The following is a 21451-nucleotide window of genomic DNA, read 5'->3' as shown; positions in this document are numbered from 1 at the left end:
ATTTTTGTAAAATATAAAGGTGAACAAGATAGATAGATGGTAGCTAATCTCATTATAAATGGAGTGATACTTATGAAATATGGTTTAACTGCTAGAAATAAGTAATATTTTAGAAATATAAGATAGTGATTTGTAAAAGTTAATATACGAAAAGGAGATGCTCATCAGCAATTACTCTATTTGTATGAAGTTAGATAAATATTAGTAAAGTCCTACCTAGTTAAATAGCTGGGTTTTGTTCATTATAATTGCAATTGAGAATTGATTAAGATTAAAATGTATATAAGGAAATATCTAATGATATTTTAAGGGCAAAAAAGGGCGTATTATTTTAAAAACGGTAAAAAATCATGAGTACATATTGGTGTAAAATCTCCAAAACCCTTGATGTATAAGCGCTTTTGAACTACAGTGAAAGACAGCAAACCCTTTCAAAAAAACAGAGAAGGATGAATAAATAAATGAATAAAATCATATTAGCAGCAGATATTGGTGGAACAACATGTAAATTAGGTGCTTTTGACGAAAATCTTGATCGCCTAGCAAAATGGTCAATTGATACTGATACGTCTGATGCTACTGGCTATTTACTACTAAAAAACGTTTATGATTCTTTCGTAAATTATATAGACGAATCTGAATATACTTTTTCAAACGTCATTGGTGTTGGTATAGGTGTCCCAGGTCCAGTGAATTTCGAAACGGGTGAAGTAAATGGAGCAGTTAATTTATATTGGACTGAAAGTGTTAATGTACGACATATATTCCAACAGTTTATAGATTGCCCAGTTTACGTTGATAATGATGCAAATGTTGCAGCATTAGGTGAAAAACATAAAGGTGCTGGAAATGGTTCAGATGATGTTGTGGCTATAACACTAGGAACTGGCTTAGGTGGCGGTATTATTTCTAATGGAGAAATTGTACACGGTCATAACGGTTCTGGTGCAGAGATCGGACACTTTAGAGTAGATCATGATCAACGTTTCCGTTGTAATTGTGGCAAGTCAGGTTGCATTGAAACCGTAGCGTCTGCAACTGGCGTAGTTAATTTAGTCAATTTTTATTATCCTAAGTTAACATTTAAATCATCAATTTTGCAATTAATTAAAGATAACGAAGTAAGTGCAAAAGCGGTATTCGATGCAGCTAAGGCTGGAGACCAATTCTGTATTTTCATTACTGAGCGTGTAGCAAATTATATTGCCTACTTATGTAGTATTATTAGCGTTACAAGTAACCCTAAATATATTGTTTTAGGTGGTGGCATGTCCACAGCTGGCTTGATATTAATTGAAAATATTAAAACAGAGTATCATAATTTAACATTTACACCAGCACAACAAGGTACAGAAATAGTTCAAGCACAACTTGGAAATGATGCTGGTATCACCGGAGCAGCTGGGTTAATTTATACTTATATAATTGAAAAGGATGGTGTTAAATAATGGCTATTGTTGATGTAGTTGTTATACCAGTTGGTACAGATGGTCCAAGTGTTAGTAAATATATTGCAGAAATACAAACAAAATTAAAAGAATATAAAGCCCAAGGCAAAATAGATTATCAATTGACACCTATGAACACATTAATCGAAGGTGACTTAAAAGATTTATTTGAGGTTGTTCAAGCAATTCATGAATTACCTTTTGATAAAGGCTTAGACCGTGTCTGCACGAATATAAGAATTGATGATCGTCGTGATAAATCTCGTAAAATGAATGATAAGATAAAAGCTGTCCAAAATCATTTGGAAAATGGAGGCAACTAGGGTGAGGATTTCGAGTTTAAGCTTAGGTTTAGCTGATACAAACACGTATTTTATTGAAAATGATAAGCAAGTTATTTTAGTAGATCCTGCTAGTGATAGCGAGTTAATTATTAAAAAACTAAATCAAATTAATAAATCGCTAAAGGCCGTATTGCTAACACACGCACATTTTGATCATATTGGTGCGCTAGATGATATTATAAAACAATATGATGTACCAGTTTATATGCATAAATCAGAATTTGATTTTTTAACAGATACAGAAAAAAATGGTTCTGAAAACTTCAAACAATATGGCATGCCCATAATAAAGAGTAAAGCGACACCGATAGAACTTAAAGAAGGTAAAGTACAAATCGCTGACTTTAATTTCGAAGTTCTTCACACGCCTGGACATTCTCCAGGTAGTTTATCATTCGTTTTTAATGAATTTGCGGTTGTTGGTGATACATTGTTCAATCAAGGCATAGGCAGAACTGATTTATATAAAGGGGATTATGAAACTTTAGTTAATTCAATACTAGAAAAATTGTTCGAACTAGACGATGATTTACCATTATTCCCAGGTCACGGGCCACATACTACAGTAGAGGATGAGCAATTAAATCCTTATTTACATGGTTAATATATCGTCTTGTTAATTAAGATTATAAAATGGTTGAAAAATAAAATAAATAAAGTAATTCTATCATCTCCTACGTGTTTATAAGTAGGAGGTGATTTTTTTGAAGTTATTATTCAACAATATGCTTGAGAAAGCAATTCAGAGAAATGCTACTGATATACACTTTATACCTTCTGAAAAGGAAGTGCATATCAAATTTAGAATTCAGGAAGAACTAATTTTTATTGAGTCGATTCAGATACATGTTTATAGAAAACTACTTACTTATATGAAATATCACGCTGGATTAGATGTATCAAAACATAATTCTGCACAAAGTGGAAGATACATATATAAACTAAAACAAATATTTTATTTAAGAATCTCTACGTTACCATTGTCTCTCGGTAATGAAAGTTGCGTTGTTAGAATCATTCCTCAATATTTTCAAAAGCAAAATATCTCCCATAATATTGAAAAATTGTATACATTAATGAATAAAAAGCAAGGTTTAATACTATTTAGTGGTCCAACTGGATCTGGTAAAAGCACGTTAATGTATCATATGGTTTTGTATGCAAAAGAAAAGTTGGGTTTAAATATCATAACAGTAGAAGATCCGGTTGAGCAGTTAATTGAGGGTATTACTCAAGTTTCTATCAATGAAAAAGCAGGTATTAATTATGAGAGTTCTTTTAAGGCTATACTAAGGTGTGATCCAGACATTATACTTATTGGAGAAGTTAGAGATTCTACGATAGCAAAATATGTAATACAGGCAAGTTTAAGTGGTCACTTGGTACTAAGTACAATACATGCTAACAATTGTAAGGGCACGTTATTAAGATTATTAGAAATGGGAATAACAAAACAAGAAATTAATCAATCTATTTTGAGTGTGTTAAATCAAAGATTGATTACAACGTACAACAGTGAAAGAAAATTAATTTATGAACAGTTACTGCAACATGAAATAAGTTATTTTTTTAATAATGATTACACATTACCAAAGCATTTTCATAATTTATCATTTCATTTAAACCAAATGTCTAAAGAAGGTATGATTTGTGAAGAAACTGTTGATCGCTATATTTAAAATACCTAAATATAAGATAATAACCGAGAAAAATCAAATAGAACTTTTAATAAGATTGAAAGATTTACTAGAACATGGATTCACTCTTTCTGAAGCCTTTAGCTTTTTATTAAAACATATTAAAATTAAATCACCTAAAGTAACTGCATTAATTGAAGAAGAATTAAAAAAAGGTGCAAACTGTCACCAAATACTTCACATATTAAAGTATCCACAACCTGTTGTGATGCTTATTTATTTCTCAGAGATATTTAGTGATTTACCTATGAGTTTAGCTCATGCACATGATTATTTATCGAGAAATTATAATGCTAAAAAAGCGTTATTAAAAACACTACAATATCCATTATTATTATTAACAGTATTCATAACAATGTTAATCGTTTTAAATCACACTATTATTCCAGAATTCCAAAATCTATATAATAATATGAATGTCCAAATATCGACTTTACAACAATTTTTAGCGACATTTATTGTTTATTTTCCTACTTTCATAACTTACCTTATTATATTTCTATTATTTACTTCAATAGCATTAGTTCTTTATTATAATACTTTATCAATACAGCAAAAACATAAGTTTGTTTTAGCAATACCTATCATACGTAAATTTTTCAAACTTTATAAAACATATCGAATTGCTTCTGAATTCTCTTTGTTTTATAAAAATGGAGTGAACTTACAAAAAATAGTGGAAATTTATGCGCAACAACACAATGATAATTATTTAAAATTTTTAGCTGAACGAATAGCATTTGGAACACAAAACGGATTAACACTCAGTAAAATTTTAACTAGAATCTCTTGTTTTGAAAAAGGGTTAACAGAATTTATAGAAGAAGGCGAGAAAAAAGGTAGAGTTGAAATAGAATTAAAATTATATAGCGAGATGGTTATTGTACAAATAGAACGTTATTTGCACCTCCTCATAAAATTCATCCAACCTTGTATTTTTACATTATTAGCTTTTCTCATCGTATCTTTATATCTCGTTATTATGTTACCAATGTTTGATTTAATGCAATCAATTAAATGAAAAGGAAAGAGGCATATGCATTTTTTTAAAAACTATAAAAAACTATTTAATAAAGAAGCATTTACACTTATTGAAATGTTGCTTGTTTTATTAATCATAAGTTTATTACTTATTTTAATCATACCTAACATTGCAAAACAATCTTCACATATACAATCTACTGGTTGTGAAGCTCAACTGAAAATGGTAGACAGTCAAATTGAAGCTTATTCATTAAAATATAATAAAAAGCCAACATCAATTAATGATCTTGTATCAGAAGGATATATTAACGAAAGTCAAAAGCGATGTAAAACCGGTTCAACTATTTCGATAAATAATGGTGAAGCAGTTGCTGACTAGTAAGGCGTTTACTTATATAGAAATGATATTGGTTTTAGGTATAGTGAGTTTGTTATTACTTTTACAAGTAAGACACATCTCTATAAATAATTCCTCACTCCAATCAAATAATCATTCTATGACTAATCTAATTATGCAATTTAATTATTTAAAATCAAAAGCAATTAAAGATAATAAACCAATTACTTTAATATTTAACACTTTTTCCTCGAAAATTATTGTTAGAGAACCTCAACATGAAAATTTTCCTATAAAATTAACTAAAAATACTTATATTCATCCGAAAACAAATATAAACTATTTAACCTTTGATAAAAATGGAGACACTAATAAATTCGGAACACTTTACCTATCTAGAAACAACCGATTATATAAAATTATTTTCCACATTGAAAAAGGAACGATAAGATTTGAAAAAATATAATGTCAATGCTTCATTATTTTTAGATGCTATTATCTCTTTCTCAATCATCACTACTATCTGTATATTGTTTTTACCAATGTTATTACAACTAAATCAAGCTACAAAAGAAAAATTATCAGAAATTGAAATGAAAAGAATCCTATTACTTTCAATTCATAACTACAGTACATCTGAATTAAAAAGAGGTATAATTTTGGACGTATATAGTTTAACTCTGAAAGAAAATAAAATTTGTATAATAAAAAAGGAAACAAAAAATGAAATTTGCTATTATAAAAAAATAATGCTTTCACTTATATCGAGGTGCTTTTTGCATTAATGATAACTATATTATTACTAACTATAATGCCCCCATTATTCAAATCAACTACAGCCTTTAGTGTTCTAAATAATGATCATCTTAATATAGAAAGTGAATTTTTTGCGAGAGATTTAACTCAAGATTTAATGGATAAAAGGGCTGATATAATTACAGATAAATCAAAAGAAACTCAACTTTTGATTAAAGAGAAAAATAAACTTATATCTTATAACTTTAAAAACAACAAAATTATTAAGTCCATTAATGGAAATGGAAATATCACGTTACTTAATAACGTAAAGACCATAAAATATCGAATTTTAAAAAATAAATCTTTACTTGTTAACTTGAAAATATTTGATAAGGACAAGACATTTGAAAAACAAATTTATTTTTAACATATCGGGCTACATATATCCTTTTGTGATGGTAATATTTATGCTATATTTATCTTTAATAGCAAACTACACTTTTCAATTTAGCATTCAGCTAAAAACGTTAGACAATATTGAATCTTATTATGAAAAACAAATCAACTTATTTATAAAAAAGGAAGATATTTTTGAAAAATAACATTTTAGAGCCAATTATCCTTATAGGATTTATGGGGACTGGCAAAACAACTTTAGGTAAATATCTTGCTAAAGCTGATCATCTCACTTATGTTGATTTAGATGCCTATATCATTCAACAAGAGAACAAAACAATTCCTAATATTTTTGATCAACTAGGTGAAAGTGGTTTTCGATCACTAGAATATAAGTATTTAAAACAATGTATAGATTGTTTTGATATCATTTCTACTGGTGGTGGGATTATAGAAGGCGATAAATCATATGCTTTTTTAAAGCAACAAACTAAGATTGTTTGGTTAGATTGTGATTTGACAATTGTTTACAATAGAATCAAGAATGATAACAATAGACCGAATGCTAATAATAAATCACTTTTCGATTTAAAAAGCTTGTATTCATCTAGGGTTTCAAGATATAATGAAATCGCATTCATAAAAGTGAATAGTAGTAATTCTCTTTCAGATTTACACAAAGAAATTATGGAAGAGTTAACATGCGAATGACCAGTATTAGAGAGAATGGCAGGTTATATTATATATAACATTAGACCATCGCCGAAGGTGCAAGTTTAACGAAACTCTCAGGCAAAAGGATAATACTGTGACGCATTCCTGGAGTATCTTAAACAGGGTAGATTAATCTACCCTGTTTTTTTTTATAAAATTTTTAGGAGGTTTCTTCATGTCTAACGAACTAAAACATACACCGCTTTATCAAAATTTTGTTGATAGCGGGGCTAAAATCGTGGAATTTGGTGGCTGGGCAATGCCAGTTCAGTTTTCAAGTATAAAAGAAGAGCATAATGCAGTAAGAACTGAAATTGGCTTGTTTGATGTAAGTCATATGGGAGAAATTATTATTAAAGGTTCTGAAGCAAATGTATTAGTGCAATATCTTCTTTCAAATGATATTGAAAACGTAACTACTACTAAAGCTCAATATACCGCGCTATGTAATGAAAACGGTGGAATTATTGATGATTTAATTACTTATAAATTAGATGAAAAAGTTTATCTATTAGTAGTAAATGCTGGCAATACAGATAAAGATTTTGAATGGATGAAAGAAAATGCTACAAATTTTGATGCAGAAGTGATTAATGTGTCAAATGATTATGGTCAATTAGCAGTTCAAGGTCCAAAAGCACGTGATTTAGTTAAACAACATGTCAACGTTGACATAGCAGAAATGAAACCTTTTGATTTTAAACAAAACGTTGAATTCTTTGGAAAGAATGTAATTCTTTCGCAGTCAGGTTATACAGGTGAAGATGGGTTCGAAATTTATTGTAATGCAGAAGATACATCTTACTTATGGGAAAGAATTCTTGAATTCGATGTACAACCTTGTGGCTTAGGTGCAAGAGATACATTAAGACTTGAAGCTGGACTGCCCCTACATGGTCAAGATTTAACGGAGTCTATAACACCATATGAAGCTGGTATTGCATTTGCTGCAAAACCATTAATCGAAGCTGATTTTATTGGTAAAAGTGTACTAAAAGATCAAAAAGAAAATGGTTCTAAACGCAGAACTGTTGGTTTAGAAATGATAGACAAAGGTATTCCAAGAACTGGTTACACAGTCTATGATTTAGATGGCAATGAAATTGGTGAAATCACTTCTGGTACACAGTCGCCATTGAGTGGTAAGTCAATTGGACTAGCTTTAATCAATCGCGATGCTTTTGAAATGGGAAAAGAAGTGATTGTGCAAGTTAGAAAAAGACAACTTAAAGCTAAAATTGTTAAGAAAAACCAAATTACTAAATAATCCAAAGGGGTGTTACTATGAGTCACCGTTATATTCCATTAACAGAGCAAGATAAAAAGGAAATGTTAGATACTATTGGAGCTAGTTCTATTGAAGAACTTTTTGGAGACGTTCCAAAAGATATCTTACTGGGAAGAGAATTAGCTATACCTGATGCTGAATCAGAAACAACATTAAGTAAGAGATTGAGCAGAATTGCAAACAAAAACGTTACTAAAGAAACGCATTCATCATTTTTAGGCGCAGGGGTGTATGATCATTATGCTCCAGCAGTTGTTGATGCAATGATTTCACGTTCAGAATTTTATACCGCGTATACACCTTACCAACCAGAAATCTCTCAAGGTGAATTACAAGCAATTTTCGAATTTCAAACGTTAATTTGTGAATTAACTGATATGGATATAGCTAACTCATCAATGTATGATGGCATTACAAGTTTTGCGGAAGCATGTATTTTGGCGTTCAACCAAACACGCAAAAACAAAGTTGTTGTATCAAAGGGGCTACACTATCAAGCTTTAAAGGTATTAAGAACTTATGTTAAAACACGTGAAGAATTTGAAATCGTTGAAGTTGATTTAGATGGTACGATTACAGATTTAGATAAACTAGAAGCAGCGGTTGATGATGATACTGCAGCAGTTGCTGTACAATATCCAAATTTCTATGGTTCTGTTGAAGATTTAGAAAAAATTAATTCATTTATTGAAGATAAAAAGGCTTTAATGATTGTATACGCAAACCCACTTGCTTTAGGTTTATTAACGCCTCCAGGTAGTTTCGGAGCAGACATTGTTGTTGGAGATACACAACCATTTGGTATACCTGCACAATTTGGTGGGCCGCATTGTGGTTTCTTCGCAACAACTAAAAAATTAATGAGAAAAATACCTGGCCGTTTGGTAGGGCAAACTGAAGATGGAGATGGCAATCGTGGTTTTGTATTAACTTTACAAGCACGTGAACAACATATTCGTCGTGATAAAGCGACATCAAATATTTGTTCAAACCAAGCATTAAATGCTTTAGCTTCCTCAATCTGTATGTCAGCTCTAGGTAAACAAGGTATTTATGATATCGCGGTAAGAAACTTTGAAAATGCTAATTATGCTAAAGATCAGTTCAAACAAGCTGGTTTTGAAGTTGCTAAAGGCACATCTTTTAATGAGTTTGTAGTTAAATTCGATAAACCAGTTAAAGCAGTTAACGATGCACTAATTGAAGAAGGAATTATTGGAGGATTTGACTTAAGTGAAGCTTCTGGAGACTTTAATAATCATATGTTGATTGCGGTAACAGAATTAAGAATGAAAGATGAAATAGACACATTTGTTAAGAAAGCGGGTGAATTAAATGGTAGTAAGTAAATCTAGTCCCCTAATTTTCGAACGTTCTAAAAAGGATCGTTATGCATATTCGTTACCACAAAAAGAAATTGATAATGGTGCTGTGAATAAATTACTAGATGATAAATTCATCAGAAAAAACAAAGCAGAGTTACCAGAAGTTGCAGAATTAGATTTGGTACGTCATTATACCGAACTCTCAAACAAAAACTTTGGTGTTGATTCAGGATTTTACCCATTAGGTTCATGTACGATGAAATATAACCCTAAAATTAATGAGAAAATTGCTAGAATACCAGGATTCGCAGAATCACATCCATTACAAGATGAATCACAAGTACAAGGTTCATTAGAAATTATTCATAGTTTGCAAGAAGAGTTAAAAGAAATTACAGGTATGGATGAAGTTACATTACAACCAGCTGCTGGTGCGCATGGTGAATGGACTGCATTAATGATTTTTAAAGCCTATCATCAAAAAAATGGCGAAGGTCACCGTGACGAAGTGATTGTTCCTGACTCAGCACATGGTACAAACCCAGCTTCAGCTGCATTTGCAGGATTCAAAGCAGTTACAGTTAAATCAAATGAACGCGGTGAAGTTGATATTGATGATTTAAAACGTTTAGTTAATGAAAAAACGGCAGCAATTATGCTGACTAACCCTAATACTTTAGGTATTTTCGAAAAAAATATTATGGATATCAGAAATATCGTTCATGAAGCAGGAGGCTTATTATACTACGATGGTGCAAATTTAAATGCAATTATGGATAAAGTAAGACCAGGTGACATGGGTTTTGACGCTGTACACTTAAACTTACACAAAACATTCACAGGTCCTCACGGTGGCGGTGGACCAGGCTCAGGTCCAGTAGGTGTTAAGAAAGAACTTGCTAGTTTCTTACCAAAACCTATGGTTATCAAAGAAGGTAATGAATATAAATATGATAATGATATTGAAAATTCAATCGGGCGTGTTAAACCGTTTTACGGTAACTTTGGTATTTATTTAAGAGCTTATACTTACATTCGTACAATGGGTAATAAAGGTCTTGAAGAAGTTTCAGAAGCCGCTGTTTTAAATTCTAACTATATTAAAGCTCGATTAAAAGATCACTTTGAAATTCCATATGAACAATATTGTAAACACGAATTTGTTTTAAGTGGTTCTAAACAAAAAGAACACGGCGTGCGTACATTAGATATGGCTAAACGTTTACTAGACTTCGGTGTTCATCCACCTACAATTTATTTCCCGCTTAACGTGGATGAAGGTATGATGATTGAACCGACAGAAACTGAATCTAAAGAAACTTTAGATTATTTCTGTGATAAAATGATTGAAATAGCTAATGAAGCTAAAGTAGATCCGGACAAAGTATTGGAAGCACCACATACTACAATTATAGATAGATTAGATGAAACAAAAGCTGCACGTCATCCAGTATTGAAATTTGAAAATTTACGTTCAGAAAAAGAATAGAACGTCTGAGTAATGAATGCTCATTTTCATAAAAAAAGTGCTACTCCGTTAAAAACATAATAGAGTAGCACTTTTTTATTATTAAAATCCTATGCTTAATCAAAATCGTTTCATTATAAAACTTTTTAGATACATTTATAGATATTAAAAATAGCTGATTATTCACCCAATAAGGTCAATAATCAGCTATAAAAATAAGTATGTAGAGTTAACTTAATGTAAATAAATTCTATAAACTTAATAATTGTTTATAAAATTTATTTTTTTGACTTAATCTTACCAGTCCACTTTTTATATCCACCTTTTAACATATAGATATCTGTATAACCATTCTTCTTTAATGTTCTAGCAGCACGATAACTTGCAATGCCATTTGCATCACATAGATAAATAGGTTGATCTGTTCTCAATCCCTGATATCTTTGCTTAAACGTTGTAATTGGAATGTTACGTGCACCGTTAATGTGTCCGTAATCATAATCAACTTTTTCTCTTACATCAATAACCTGAGCTTTGCGCAGACCATTATGGAATTCATTTTGGCTTAATTCTGTGACTGCTCTCTTGTTAAGAAGATAATTGATTAGCATGTAAGCGATGATTATTATTAATGCTGCTAACGCTATAAACCAAAAATTACTCATCTTGCATCCTCCCTCATTAACCGATATTATATATTATAAGACTGTTAGCACAATTTATCAAAATTTTTCCATTAAATTTATTGGATAGTGCTGACAAACTTAGACAATTAGTGCAAACGATAACACAAAATGAGTGTTAGCACAATTTAATTTATTGATTGGGGTTTTTAGTGTGACTGAATCTTGGAATTTTATAAATACAGGAAGTAACGATCCATATTTCAACATGGCAATGGATGAAGCGCTGCTTAATTTTGTTTCTAGAGGAGAAATTGATCCGGTTATTAGATTTTACACGTGGAACCCAGCAACATTATCTGTCGGATATTTCCAAAGATTGATGAAAGAAATAGATATAGAAAAAGTACAAGAAAAAGGATATGGTTTAGTTAGACGTCAAACAGGCGGTAGAGGCGTGCTACATGACAAAGAACTTACATATAGTGTTATCGTACCAGAATCTCATCCGGAGATGCCTTCGACCGTAACAGAGGCATACAGAGTGATATCTGAAGGTTTGTTACAAGGTTTTAAAGCTTTAGGTTTCGAAGCATCCTTTTCGATTCCACGTTCGAAAGAAGAACGAGAAAAATTAAAACAACCAAGAAGTGCTGTATGTTTTGATGCTCCTAGTTGGTATGAGTTAGTTGTAGAAGGACGTAAAATAGCAGGTAGTGCGCAGATACGTCAAAAAGGTGTCATTTTACAACATGGTTCATTGTTACAAGACGTCGACATTGATGATTTATTCGATATGTTTCTTTTTAAAAATAAGCGTTTAAAAGATAAAATGAAAGAGTCTTTCGTAGAAAAAGCAGTGGCAATTAACGATATTTCAGACCGACATATTACAATACCTGAAATGGAAGAGGCGTTTGAGATAGGTTTCAAGAAAGGGTTGAACATTGATTTTAAACCACTAAATTTAACGCATAAACAACAAGAAGAAGTGAATGAACTCATTGAAAAATATAAAGCTGACGAATGGAACTATCGTAAATGATATGTTTGAAATCAAAAAATGTGAGGATACAGTCTTTAATGACTGCATCCTCACATTTTTTTGATTACATATAAAGTTAGATAGATTTGAATAAAAGTTTTAAAAGTAAGATAGCACAATAAAATTATTTTTTTCTATTGCGTCTTTTATATTTTCTTTGTGCTCGTTTATACTTTCGTTGATCTTCTGTTAAAAAGAAGAAGTAATATATCGCATATATAATCCCTGCAAATACAGCAAAACTAATTGCCATACTTACAAAACTAAAGATAAACGCATCTAAATTGAGGATTAACCCAATTGCTGCGATTGCGATTATTATATAAAATAATGCTCGTTTCAATTTATAACACTCCTATTTAGTTGTTAACTTTGTTTATTATCGATACTAATAGTTGATAAGGCTTTTTGTCCTTTTTTAAGTTTCTTCTGATCTTTCTCGCTATAACCATCTCTAATATCATTCATTGCTGAACTAAGATCCTTATTTAATTTAGTGATGTTTTTCTTTTTAATCTTGTCTTCATCATTCATTTTATCTTTATCAATATCATTTTCATATGTAGTGTGCGCAGAATCGATTTTATTAGTAATGTCAGTCAACTTATCAAGAATCATTTTATCATTTTTATTTTTTGTTACATCACTTTCAATATCATTATACTGATCAATTGCTTTTACTATATTTTGATAATATTTAGAAGATGCTTTTAAATTTGTTACTTTCTCTTTATTACTTTTAGCCTGCTTAATGTTTTCTTTGTCTTTCTTTAGTGAAGTAACGCTTGTTTTTTCTTTGTCGATAGTTTGTTCTAATTCTTGAATGTTACTTTTTAATTTATGATTTTCATCACGGAGTTGTGTGGTCTTTTCTTCTAAAGGACCTAAATTTTGACTACCACAACCTGCTAGTAAACATGAAGCACTTAATATAGCTACAATTTTTTTCTTCATAATTTTCTCCTAATTTTCTCCTAATTCAAAAACTATATATTAACATAATAATTATGCTATCATTTTAATGTATAAAAAGAAAATGTACAAATTTATTGAATGGGAGGAAGATGGATGACTAGAGTAGATAAACTGAATTCTGCCTTAGAAACAAAGCATTTGGAAGCAATTGTTGTATTAACCGATTTTAATAGAAGATATTTATCAGGATTTACAGGCACGAGTGGTGCACTTGTTATTACGAGAGATAAAAACATATTAATTACAGACTTTAGGTATATAGAGCAAGCAACTTCCCAAGCTACTCAATTTGAGATTATTAAACAAAAAGGTGGTCTCATAGAAGAAGTTAAAGCACAATTAGAAAAGTTAAACGTGCAGAATGTTGGCTTTGAAGGTGATTTAGTCAGCTATGATACTTACTTACAATTAAGCAAATCCTACATCAGCTTAATCAGCGTTTCAGGTTTGATTGAAAAAATCAGAGAAGTAAAAGATGATAGTGAGATTAAACTTATTCAAAAAGCTGCTGAAATTGTAGATGAGACGTATGAATATATCTTAACTATTGCAAAAGCAGGTATGACTGAACAGCAATTAAAAGCTAAATTAGAAAGTAAAATGTTAGAACTAGGGTCAGAAGGTACTTCATTTGATACAATTGTTGCCTCAGGACATAGAGGTGCATTACCACACGGGGTCGCAAGTGATAAAGTTATTCATCAAGGAGAACTGATTACTTTAGATTTCGGTGCGTATTATAAAGGCTATTCATCTGATATCACACGTACGTTTGCTATAGGTGAACCAGATGCTAAACTCAAAGAGGTATACAATATCGTCTTAGAAGCTAATATTAAAGGCATTGAAGCTGCTAAACAAGGTATTACAGGCAAAGCTTTAGATGCTGTCGCTAGAGATTATATTACTGAACAAGGATATGGTGAAGCGTTTGGTCATTCCCTTGGACATGGGATAGGGTTAGATGTACACGAAGGACCCAATCTATCTAGAAAATCAGAAGTTAAATTGGAGATAAATAACTGTGTTACAATTGAACCTGGTATTTATTTAGATGGATTAGGTGGCGTTCGCATTGAAGATGATGTATTAATAACAGAAAATGGTTGTGAATGCTTTACTAAATGCGCTAAAAACCTTATTATTTTATAGAAGACCTTATAATTGAGGAGGAAACTGAATGATTTCGGTCAATGATTTTAAGACAGGCTTAACAATTGCGGTAGATAATGGTATATGGAAAGTAATAGATTTCCAACACGTAAAACCAGGAAAAGGATCTGCATTTGTGCGTTCAAAATTACGTAATTTAAGAACTGGTGCTATTCAAGAGAAAACATTCAGGGGCGGCGAAAAAGTCGAAACTGCTATGATTGAAAATCACCGCATGCAATATTTATATGCAGATGGTGATACACATGTTTTCATGGATAATCAAACATTTGAACAAATAGAATTAGAAGCCGATTATTTAGAAAATGAATTGAATTTCTTAAAAGCTAACATGGAAGTTCAAATTCAAATTTACGAAAGTGAAACACTTGGCGTTGAATTACCAAAAACTGTGGAACTTACAGTAACAGAAACAGAACCTGGTATAAAAGGTGATACTGCTAACGGAGCAACAAAATCAGCTACAGTAGAAACTGGTTATACTCTAAATGTGCCGTTATTTGTAAATGAAGGCGATACACTTATAATTAACACAGGTGACGGTAGTTATATTTCAAGAGGTTAAAACTTAAAAAATGATTATAGTTATTATTTTTTAGTTTATACCATATCTATTAATAACCTTTCCAATTCATGAAGTGTTGGAAAGGTTATTTTATTTTTTCATTTTATAATAAAACAAATGACTGTTATAGTAGTGTTATTCAAAAGAATTTAAAATTAATATCAATTATTTACAATAACATGGCCCTATTCCATAAAAAAAACGTTATAATAAATAGAATTATCATTAAATTATATCTATATAGTACTCTATAATAGATAAATACTTTATTATTGAAAGCATGTATATGCTTGAATTGAACATTTCACTAAAGTAAAATAAACTAGGTAAATGAAAACAATCTGAAGGAGTCAGTACTTATGAATTTTAAAGAAATTAAAGAATTAATAGAAATTCTTGATCAATCTAGCTTGACTGAAATTAATATAGAAGATAAAGGCAACATTGTTAATTTAAAAAAAGAAAAAGAAACTGAAATCATTACACCTCAAATTTCACAACAACCAATGCAACAAGTTTTACCGCAACAAGGTGTAATGTCAGCTCCTGTAAACACGCAAAGTTCAGAGGAAGTAAATACAAACGCAGTGGAAGACAACTTACTAACAATCAATGCACCAATGGTAGGGACATTTTATAAATCACCATCACCTGAAGAAAGTGCATATGTGCAAGTTGGAGATTCAGTTACAAACGAATCAACAGTGTGTATATTAGAAGCAATGAAATTGTTTAATGAAATACAAGCTGAAGTAACTGGAGAAATTGCTGAAATTCTAGTAGAAGACGGTCAAATGGTAGAGTATGGCCAACCGTTATTTAAGGTGAAATAATGAATAAAATATTAATTGCAAATAGAGGAGAGATTGCGGTAAGAATCATTCGTGCATGTCACGATTTAGGATTACAAACTGTGGCTATTTACTCTGAAGGAGATAAAGACGCATTACATACTCAAATTGCTGATGAAGCATATTGCGTTGGCCCAACACAATCCAAAGATTCTTATTTAAATATCCCAAACATTTTATCTATCGCAACTTCCACAGGTTGTGATGGGATACATCCTGGCTACGGATTTTTAGCGGAAAATGGTGATTTCGCTGAACTATGTGAGGCTTGCCAACTGAAGTTTATTGGACCAAGTTATGAATCTATCCAAAAGATGGGTATTAAAGACGTTGCTAAAGAAGAAATGAAACGTGCTGAAGTACCTGTTGTCCCAGGTAGCGAAGGTCTTGTAAAAGATATCAACGATGCAAAAGGCATTGCCGATAAAATCGGTTATCCTGTTATTATTAAAGCAACTGCTGGCGGTGGCGGTAAAGGTATCCGTGTCGCTCGTAATGAAAAAGAATTGGAAACAGGCTTTAAAATGACGCAACAAGAAGCAGAAACTGCATTCGGTAATAGCGGACTTTATCTTGAGAAATTCATCGAGAATTTCAGACATATAGAGATTCAAATAATGGGTGACAGTTTTGGTAACGTTGTCCATTTAGGTGAACGTGATTGTACAATACAACGTAGAATGCAAAAACTTGTAGAAGAAGCGCCATCTCCAATTTTATCTGAAGAAAAACGACAAGAAATGGGTAATGCCGCAGTCAGAGCAGCAAAAGCTGTTAATTATGAAAACGCAGGTACAATTGAATTTATATATGATTTAGATTCTAATGATTTTTACTTCATGGAAATGAATACACGAATCCAAGTTGAGCACCCAGTAACAGAAATGGTTACAGGTGTAGATTTAGTTAAATTACAATTGAAAGTTGCAATGGGCGAAAAATTGCCTTTCAAACAAAAAGATATCAAAATAGAAGGTCATGCGATGGAGTTCCGTATCAACGCAGAAAATCCATATAAAAATTTCATGCCTTCTCCAGGTCAAATCACCCAATATTTAGCACCAGGTGGCTTCGGCGTAAGAATTGAATCAGCATGTTATACTAATTATACGATTCCACCATATTATGATTCAATGGTTGCTAAACTCATTGTACATGAGCCAACTAGAGAAGAAACGATTATGACAGGTATACGCGCGTTAAGCGAGTTTCTCGTTTTAGGTATAGATACTACAATTCCATTCCATATTCGTTTATTAAACAATGAAATTTTCAGAAGTGGAGAGTTTAATACTAATTTTCTTGAAAAATATAATATCATGGATGATCAAACTAAATAGGAGGTATGTGAAATGGTTAAAGTATCAGAAACCTCACATTCCAATTTAGGAAAAATAGAAATTGCACCTGAGGTATTAACAGTTATAGCAAGTATTGCAACAGCTGAAATAAAGTGCATACAAGGTCATTTCAAAGAATTAAAGAATAGTAGTATTGAAGGATTTACTAGAAAGCAGCTGAGCAAAGGTGTTAAAGTTGATACAAGAGAAGATGGTATCTATATCGATGTATATTGTTCATTGTCTTACGGTATCAATATTTCAGAAACAGCGAAAACAATCCAAAGTACTATTTTTAATTCTGTAACAACAATGACCACAATTGAACCTAGCCAAATCAATGTTCATATTACACATATTGAACCAACAAATTAAAATTATATAAGCAAATTTACTTTAAATACATTTTGTAGGAAAGTAATAGCGAATATTATAATATATTTGTTATTACTTTCCTCAAATGATTTACAAAAATACAATGCTTGAAGGAGTTTATAATGAGTCGAAAAGAATCCAGAACACAAGCCTTTCAAACTCTTTTTCAACTTGAAATGAAAAATAGCGAATTAACAATTGAAGAAGCAATTAGTTTTATTAAAGATGAAAACCCAGATTTAGAATTCGATTTTATCAGCTGGTTAGTAACTGGAGTAAAAGATCATGAAACGATTTTAGATGAAAAAATCCAACCAAACTTAAAAGACTGGACGCTAGACCGTTTATTGAAAACAGATCGCATTATCTTAAGAATGTCTACTTTTGAATTGTTACATAGTTCAACACCACAAAAAGTAATTATAAATGAAGCTGTTGAATTAGCGAAACAATTCAGCGATGATGATCATTATAAATTTATCAATGGTGTATTGAGCAATATTGAATAAAAGAGTGATATAAAATGGCAGACTATTTAAGTGTTTCCGCATTAACTAAATATATTAAATATAAATTTGATCAAGACCCACATCTGCAATCTGTATTGATTAAAGGTGAACTGTCTAACTTTAAAAAGCATAGTAGTGGTCATCTTTATTTTAATGTCAAAGATAAAAACAGTGTCATTAGTGCAATGATGTTTAAAGGCAGTGCTTCTAAAATTGATTTCGAACCTAAAGAAGGTGACGAAGTATTGCTAGAAGCACGCGTTTCTGTTTATGAGCGTAGAGGTAATTATCAAATTTATGTTAATAAAATGCATATTGATGGGATAGGTAATTTATACCAAAAATTAGAACAACTAAAAAAGAAATTAACTAAAGATGGTTTTTTTGAACAAAATCATAAAAAGTTAATTCCTAAATTCCCCCAAAAAATAGCAGTGTTAACTGCAGGTACTGGAGCGGCAATTAGAGATATTCATACTACGATAAATAGTCGATATCCACTAGCTGAACAAGTTCAAATTAATACTTTAGTACAAGGTGAACAAGCTAAAAATGATATAGTTGAAAAGATACAACAAGCTGATCAATTAAATGTTGATACAATTATCATAGGTCGTGGTGGTGGTTCTATAGAAGATTTATGGAACTTTAACGAAGAAGATGTAGTACAAGCGATATATTTTTGTGAAACGCCAATCATATCCGCTGTTGGACATGAAACCGATTTTACGTTAAGTGACTTCGTAGCTGATGTACGTGCTGCTACGCCAACTCAAGCAGCAGTAATGGCTACACCAGATCAATATGAATTACGTCAATATTTAAAGCAAACGAACCTTTCGCTCACTCGTTTTATCAAACAGCATATGCTACAACAAAGAAAATATTTGGAACATGTGTCTTCATATTATAAATTTCAAACACCAACATTGTTATATGACCAACAAATTCAAAAACGTGATGATTTAGAAAAGCAGTTAAGCTTAGCAATGAATTTAAGAATTAAAAATGAACAGCAACAATTACAACTATTAACTAATAAGTTTAACTTGAGGAATTTTAAACAAAATATTGATAGAGAACAATTAACAAATAATCAAAAGCGCACAGATTTAAATAAAGTCATGAATAATTTTATTGACAATCAACAAAATAAACTTGCTAGTAAACTAGAAAGTTTAAATAATCTAAGTCCAACAAACACAATGTTACGTGGATATACAATTGTGAATAAGGATGATGATGTAATAACGAGTACGAACGACTTAGCTGAAAATGATAACATTGTATTAACAATGAAAGATGGCGTTGTTGATGCACAGGTTAAGAAAGTAAGGTGTAAAGATGAGTAATAGTAATACACAAAGTTTTGAAGAAATGATGAAAGAACTCGAAGGCATCGTTCAAAAACTTGATAATGAAAATGTATCATTAGAAGAATCTTTGAATTTATATCAACGTGGTATGAAATTATCTGCAACTTGTGATGAAACATTGAAAGATGCTGAAAAGAAAGTCAATGAGCTCATGACTGATGAAAATGTTAAAAATGAGGAGACGATTGATAACGATGGCGAATAACAAAATGAATGATTTAAAAGAAGAAATTAATCAAAAGTTATCTACAACTGTTCCAGAGTCTTCATTCAACACTAATATAGAAAAGAGTATGCGTTACTCTTTAGAGGCAGGCGGTAAACGAATAAGACCTGTCTTATTATTATTAACTTTAGATATGTTATCAAATGAATATAAATCCGGATTATCATCTGCCTTAGGATTAGAAATAGTCCACACATATTCATTAATTCACGATGATTTACCACCGTTTGACAACGATGATTATCGTAGAGGCAAGCTTACTAATCATAAAGTTTTTGGTGAATGGAAAGCGATACTTGCTGGAGATGCACTACTTACAAAAGCTTTTGAAATCATTTCCAATGACTCTAATTTAACTGATACTGTTAAAATTAAGCTGATTAAACGTTTATCATATGCAAGTGGTCACTTAGGAATGGTAGGTGGGCAAGCATTAGATATGCAAAGTGAAGGCTCATCCATAGATTTAAATACACTTGAAAAAATTCATAATGCTAAAACTGGGGAGCTACTTAAATTTGCAATTATGGCTGCAGTTGATATTGCTGAACCAGAGCAATCTGTGGCAGATCTTTTAGAAACATATAGTGAACATTTAGGCTTAATGTTTCAAATTAAAGATGATTTGCTGGATGTCTATGGCGACGAAGCAAAATTAGGAAAAGCGGTTGGTAGTGATATCGAAAATGATAAAAGTACTTACGTATCTTTATTAGGTCAAACTGGTGCAGAAGAGAAGTTGAAGTTTCACACTGATGCTGCATTTCAGTGCTTAAATGAATTGCCAAAATCATATAATATTCAAGATCTTGAAAGTATTATTGAATTATTTAATGATCGTGAATCATAATACGATGCTTTAGATAATTATTTATAACGATTTTCCATCTTTAATATATGTTCAGTTAATAAATTACTTAACACCCAATAAAAAATCATGCTACGTATATGTAGCGTGATTTTTTATTGGGTGAATATATATTATTCAATAATTATTCACTCATTTAATAATTCTTTAAATAATATGATGAATTTTTACAATAATTATATGTATAACTTATAGTGACATTTTGTTGATGTATTGCATAATTAACGTAATATATTTAGCGCTATTTGAAATTAACTTTAGTAGTAGAATTCACAGGCTTGTGGTAAAATAAATGTATAAATATTCGTTTACAGAGGTGCTATACATGGCTAAAAAATCAGTGAGACATATAAAAATACGAGAAATCATTTCAAATGAAAAGATAGAAACACAAGATGAATTAGTAAAGCGTTTAAATGAGTACGAATTGAATGTCACTCAAGCAACAGTTTCAAGAGACATTAAAGAGTTACAACTTATAAAGGTACCGACTCCTGCTGGACAATATGTCTATAGTTTGCCAAATGATCGAAAATACCATCCTTTAGAGAAATTAGGACGATATTTAATGGATTCTTTTGTAAACATTGACGGAACCGACAATTTATTAGTCCTAAAAACATTACCTGGTAATGCTCAATCAATCGGCGCAATTTTAGACCAAATTGATTGGGAAGAGGTTTTAGGAACTATTTGTGGCGATGATACTTGTTTAATTATCTGTAGAGATAATTCTGCGAGCGAAAAAATTAAGACACGCATCTTTAATTTATTATAAGTATAAGG

At 31.1% G+C, this 21451-nt stretch carries 26 protein-coding genes and 1 riboswitch; of the genes, 23 read left to right on the top strand and 3 right to left on the bottom strand.

From position 1 onward, the window contains the following. The first annotated feature begins 461 nt into the window (after positions 1–461). The 12 genes from ACA31_RS05160 to gcvPB all read left to right on the top strand — a co-directional run bounded on the left by ACA31_RS05160 (position 462) and on the right by gcvPB (position 10760). A complete protein-coding gene (locus tag ACA31_RS05160; protein WP_057512294.1) occupies positions 462–1448 on the top strand; it encodes a glucokinase in 987 nt (328 codons plus the stop codon). Then, positions 1448–1771, top strand: a complete 324-nt coding sequence (locus ACA31_RS05155) for an MTH1187 family thiamine-binding protein (protein ID WP_057512293.1) — start codon at positions 1448–1450, stop codon at positions 1769–1771. The genes ACA31_RS05160 and ACA31_RS05155 overlap by 1 nt, the downstream gene beginning before the upstream one ends. Before the next feature lies 1 nt (position 1772). Further along, positions 1773–2396, top strand: coding sequence for an MBL fold metallo-hydrolase (locus tag ACA31_RS05150; protein ID WP_057512292.1), 624 nt, complete (start codon positions 1773–1775; stop codon positions 2394–2396). Between the two features lie 100 nt (positions 2397–2496). Continuing rightward, positions 2497–3471 (top strand): competence type IV pilus ATPase ComGA, encoded by a 975-nt coding sequence (comGA, locus tag ACA31_RS05145; RefSeq protein ID WP_057512291.1) that lies wholly within the window; start codon positions 2497–2499, stop codon positions 3469–3471. After that, the gene (gene comGB / locus ACA31_RS05140; protein ID WP_057512290.1) at positions 3443–4510 is read left to right on the top strand and encodes a competence type IV pilus assembly protein ComGB; all 1068 of its coding nucleotides are present in this window, start codon (positions 3443–3445) and stop codon (positions 4508–4510) included. Before comGA ends, comGB begins: the two co-directional genes overlap by 29 nt. Before the next feature lie 15 nt (positions 4511–4525). After that, positions 4526–4852 (top strand): competence type IV pilus major pilin ComGC, encoded by a 327-nt coding sequence (gene comGC, locus ACA31_RS05135; protein WP_057512289.1) that lies wholly within the window; start codon positions 4526–4528, stop codon positions 4850–4852. After that, entirely contained in the window at positions 4830–5276 is a 447-nt protein-coding gene (comGD, locus tag ACA31_RS05130; RefSeq protein ID WP_057512288.1) for a competence type IV pilus minor pilin ComGD, read from the top strand. Before comGC ends, comGD begins: the two co-directional genes overlap by 23 nt. A 318-nt stretch (positions 5277–5594) precedes the next feature. After that, on the top strand, positions 5595–5975 hold the full coding sequence (locus ACA31_RS05120; protein WP_172793151.1) for a competence type IV pilus minor pilin ComGF: 381 nt from the start codon (positions 5595–5597) through the stop codon (positions 5973–5975). 164 nt (positions 5976–6139) lie between these two features. Continuing rightward, positions 6140–6655 (top strand): shikimate kinase, encoded by a 516-nt coding sequence (locus tag ACA31_RS05110; protein ID WP_057512284.1) that lies wholly within the window; start codon positions 6140–6142, stop codon positions 6653–6655. Then, positions 6652–6758, top strand: a riboswitch (glycine riboswitch). Its footprint overlaps the gene before it by 4 nt. Positions 6759–6833: 75 nt before the next feature. Further along, positions 6834–7925, top strand: a complete 1092-nt coding sequence (gcvT, locus tag ACA31_RS05105; protein WP_057512283.1) for a glycine cleavage system aminomethyltransferase GcvT — start codon at positions 6834–6836, stop codon at positions 7923–7925. 17 nt (positions 7926–7942) lie between these two features. Next, the gene (gcvPA, locus tag ACA31_RS05100; RefSeq protein WP_057512282.1) at positions 7943–9295 is read left to right on the top strand and encodes an aminomethyl-transferring glycine dehydrogenase subunit GcvPA; all 1353 of its coding nucleotides are present in this window, start codon (positions 7943–7945) and stop codon (positions 9293–9295) included. Then, a complete protein-coding gene (gene gcvPB, locus ACA31_RS05095) occupies positions 9282–10760 on the top strand; it encodes an aminomethyl-transferring glycine dehydrogenase subunit GcvPB (RefSeq protein ID WP_057512281.1) in 1479 nt (492 codons plus the stop codon). The genes gcvPA and gcvPB overlap by 14 nt, the downstream gene beginning before the upstream one ends. A gap of 257 nt (positions 10761–11017) precedes the next feature. Here gcvPB and ACA31_RS05090 read toward each other — a convergent pair whose 3' ends face one another. Further along, positions 11018–11404: a rhodanese-like domain-containing protein gene (locus ACA31_RS05090; RefSeq protein WP_057512280.1), complete on the bottom strand. Its 387-nt coding sequence runs from the start codon at positions 11402–11404 to the stop codon at positions 11018–11020. A 172-nt stretch (positions 11405–11576) separates the two neighbouring features. Here ACA31_RS05090 and ACA31_RS05085 point away from each other — a divergent pair, with 172 nt between their 5' ends. Further along, on the top strand, positions 11577–12407 hold the full coding sequence (locus ACA31_RS05085; RefSeq protein ID WP_057512279.1) for a lipoate--protein ligase family protein: 831 nt from the start codon (positions 11577–11579) through the stop codon (positions 12405–12407). 124 nt (positions 12408–12531) lie between these two features. Here the strand turns inward: ACA31_RS05085 and ACA31_RS05080 are convergent, their stop codons facing one another. Next, positions 12532–12750, bottom strand: coding sequence for an SA1362 family protein (locus ACA31_RS05080; RefSeq protein ID WP_057512278.1), 219 nt, complete (start codon positions 12748–12750; stop codon positions 12532–12534). Between the two features lie 23 nt (positions 12751–12773). Continuing rightward, the gene (locus tag ACA31_RS05075) at positions 12774–13361 is read right to left on the bottom strand and encodes a hypothetical protein (protein ID WP_057512277.1); all 588 of its coding nucleotides are present in this window, start codon (positions 13359–13361) and stop codon (positions 12774–12776) included. 114 nt (positions 13362–13475) lie between these two features. Here ACA31_RS05075 and ACA31_RS05070 point away from each other — a divergent pair, with 114 nt between their 5' ends. The 10 genes from ACA31_RS05070 to ahrC all read left to right on the top strand — a co-directional run bounded on the left by ACA31_RS05070 (position 13476) and on the right by ahrC (position 21443). Beyond that, positions 13476–14534, top strand: a complete 1059-nt coding sequence (locus ACA31_RS05070; RefSeq protein ID WP_057512276.1) for a M24 family metallopeptidase — start codon at positions 13476–13478, stop codon at positions 14532–14534. A gap of 28 nt (positions 14535–14562) precedes the next feature. Next, on the top strand, positions 14563–15120 hold the full coding sequence (gene efp / locus ACA31_RS05065; protein WP_057512275.1) for an elongation factor P: 558 nt from the start codon (positions 14563–14565) through the stop codon (positions 15118–15120). 359 nt (positions 15121–15479) lie between these two features. Continuing rightward, positions 15480–15953: an acetyl-CoA carboxylase biotin carboxyl carrier protein gene (gene accB / locus ACA31_RS05060; protein ID WP_057512274.1), complete on the top strand. Its 474-nt coding sequence runs from the start codon at positions 15480–15482 to the stop codon at positions 15951–15953. After that, positions 15953–17311 (top strand): acetyl-CoA carboxylase biotin carboxylase subunit, encoded by a 1359-nt coding sequence (gene accC / locus ACA31_RS05055; RefSeq protein WP_057512273.1) that lies wholly within the window; start codon positions 15953–15955, stop codon positions 17309–17311. The genes accB and accC overlap by 1 nt, the downstream gene beginning before the upstream one ends. A gap of 12 nt (positions 17312–17323) precedes the next feature. Further along, positions 17324–17686: an Asp23/Gls24 family envelope stress response protein gene (locus ACA31_RS05050; RefSeq protein WP_057512272.1), complete on the top strand. Its 363-nt coding sequence runs from the start codon at positions 17324–17326 to the stop codon at positions 17684–17686. Positions 17687–17808: 122 nt separating this feature from the next. After that, positions 17809–18195 (top strand): transcription antitermination factor NusB, encoded by a 387-nt coding sequence (gene nusB, locus ACA31_RS05045; protein ID WP_057512271.1) that lies wholly within the window; start codon positions 17809–17811, stop codon positions 18193–18195. Positions 18196–18209: 14 nt separating this feature from the next. Further along, the gene (gene xseA, locus ACA31_RS05040) at positions 18210–19547 is read left to right on the top strand and encodes an exodeoxyribonuclease VII large subunit (protein WP_057512270.1); all 1338 of its coding nucleotides are present in this window, start codon (positions 18210–18212) and stop codon (positions 19545–19547) included. After that, a complete protein-coding gene (locus ACA31_RS05035) occupies positions 19540–19776 on the top strand; it encodes an exodeoxyribonuclease VII small subunit (RefSeq protein ID WP_057512269.1) in 237 nt (78 codons plus the stop codon). Before xseA ends, ACA31_RS05035 begins: the two co-directional genes overlap by 8 nt. Next, the gene (locus ACA31_RS05030) at positions 19766–20647 is read left to right on the top strand and encodes a polyprenyl synthetase family protein (protein WP_057512268.1); all 882 of its coding nucleotides are present in this window, start codon (positions 19766–19768) and stop codon (positions 20645–20647) included. The genes ACA31_RS05035 and ACA31_RS05030 overlap by 11 nt, the downstream gene beginning before the upstream one ends. A 343-nt stretch (positions 20648–20990) precedes the next feature. Then, positions 20991–21443 (top strand): transcriptional regulator AhrC/ArgR, encoded by a 453-nt coding sequence (ahrC, locus tag ACA31_RS05025; RefSeq protein ID WP_057512267.1) that lies wholly within the window; start codon positions 20991–20993, stop codon positions 21441–21443. The last annotated feature ends 8 nt before the right edge of the window (positions 21444–21451 follow it).

Origin of the sequence: Staphylococcus sp. NAM3COL9 (genome assembly GCF_001431205.1) — a bacterium.
GTDB lineage: Bacteria > Bacillota > Bacilli > Staphylococcales > Staphylococcaceae > Staphylococcus.
Note: the sequence above shows the minus strand (reverse complement) of the source record. Positions and strands in the feature narration are given on the sequence as shown.

Excerpts from the sequence above, each read along its gene's own strand:
- ACA31_RS05160 (WP_057512294.1), top strand. The coding sequence starts at position 462 with ATGAATAAAATCATATTAGCAGCAGATATTGGTGGAACAACATGTAAA.
- ACA31_RS05155 (WP_057512293.1), top strand. The coding sequence starts at position 1,448 with ATGGCTATTGTTGATGTAGTTGTTATACCAGTTGGTACAGATGGTCCA.
- comGC (WP_057512289.1), top strand. The coding sequence starts at position 4,526 with ATGCATTTTTTTAAAAACTATAAAAAACTATTTAATAAAGAAGCATTT.
- comGD (WP_057512288.1), top strand. The coding sequence starts at position 4,830 with ATGGTGAAGCAGTTGCTGACTAGTAAGGCGTTTACTTATATAGAAATG.
- ACA31_RS05120 (WP_172793151.1), top strand. The coding sequence starts at position 5,595 with ATGATAACTATATTATTACTAACTATAATGCCCCCATTATTCAAATCA.
- gcvT (WP_057512283.1), top strand. The coding sequence starts at position 6,834 with ATGTCTAACGAACTAAAACATACACCGCTTTATCAAAATTTTGTTGAT.
- gcvPA (WP_057512282.1), top strand. The coding sequence starts at position 7,943 with ATGAGTCACCGTTATATTCCATTAACAGAGCAAGATAAAAAGGAAATG.
- gcvPB (WP_057512281.1), top strand. The coding sequence starts at position 9,282 with ATGGTAGTAAGTAAATCTAGTCCCCTAATTTTCGAACGTTCTAAAAAG.
- ACA31_RS05090 (WP_057512280.1), bottom strand. The coding sequence starts at position 11,404 with ATGAGTAATTTTTGGTTTATAGCGTTAGCAGCATTAATAATAATCATC.
- ACA31_RS05075 (WP_057512277.1), bottom strand. The coding sequence starts at position 13,361 with ATGAAGAAAAAAATTGTAGCTATATTAAGTGCTTCATGTTTACTAGCA.
- ACA31_RS05070 (WP_057512276.1), top strand. The coding sequence starts at position 13,476 with ATGACTAGAGTAGATAAACTGAATTCTGCCTTAGAAACAAAGCATTTG.
- efp (WP_057512275.1), top strand. The coding sequence starts at position 14,563 with ATGATTTCGGTCAATGATTTTAAGACAGGCTTAACAATTGCGGTAGAT.
- accB (WP_057512274.1), top strand. The coding sequence starts at position 15,480 with ATGAATTTTAAAGAAATTAAAGAATTAATAGAAATTCTTGATCAATCT.
- accC (WP_057512273.1), top strand. The coding sequence starts at position 15,953 with ATGAATAAAATATTAATTGCAAATAGAGGAGAGATTGCGGTAAGAATC.
- ACA31_RS05050 (WP_057512272.1), top strand. The coding sequence starts at position 17,324 with ATGGTTAAAGTATCAGAAACCTCACATTCCAATTTAGGAAAAATAGAA.
- nusB (WP_057512271.1), top strand. The coding sequence starts at position 17,809 with ATGAGTCGAAAAGAATCCAGAACACAAGCCTTTCAAACTCTTTTTCAA.
- xseA (WP_057512270.1), top strand. The coding sequence starts at position 18,210 with ATGGCAGACTATTTAAGTGTTTCCGCATTAACTAAATATATTAAATAT.
- ACA31_RS05035 (WP_057512269.1), top strand. The coding sequence starts at position 19,540 with ATGAGTAATAGTAATACACAAAGTTTTGAAGAAATGATGAAAGAACTC.
- ACA31_RS05030 (WP_057512268.1), top strand. The coding sequence starts at position 19,766 with ATGGCGAATAACAAAATGAATGATTTAAAAGAAGAAATTAATCAAAAG.
- ahrC (WP_057512267.1), top strand. The coding sequence starts at position 20,991 with ATGGCTAAAAAATCAGTGAGACATATAAAAATACGAGAAATCATTTCA.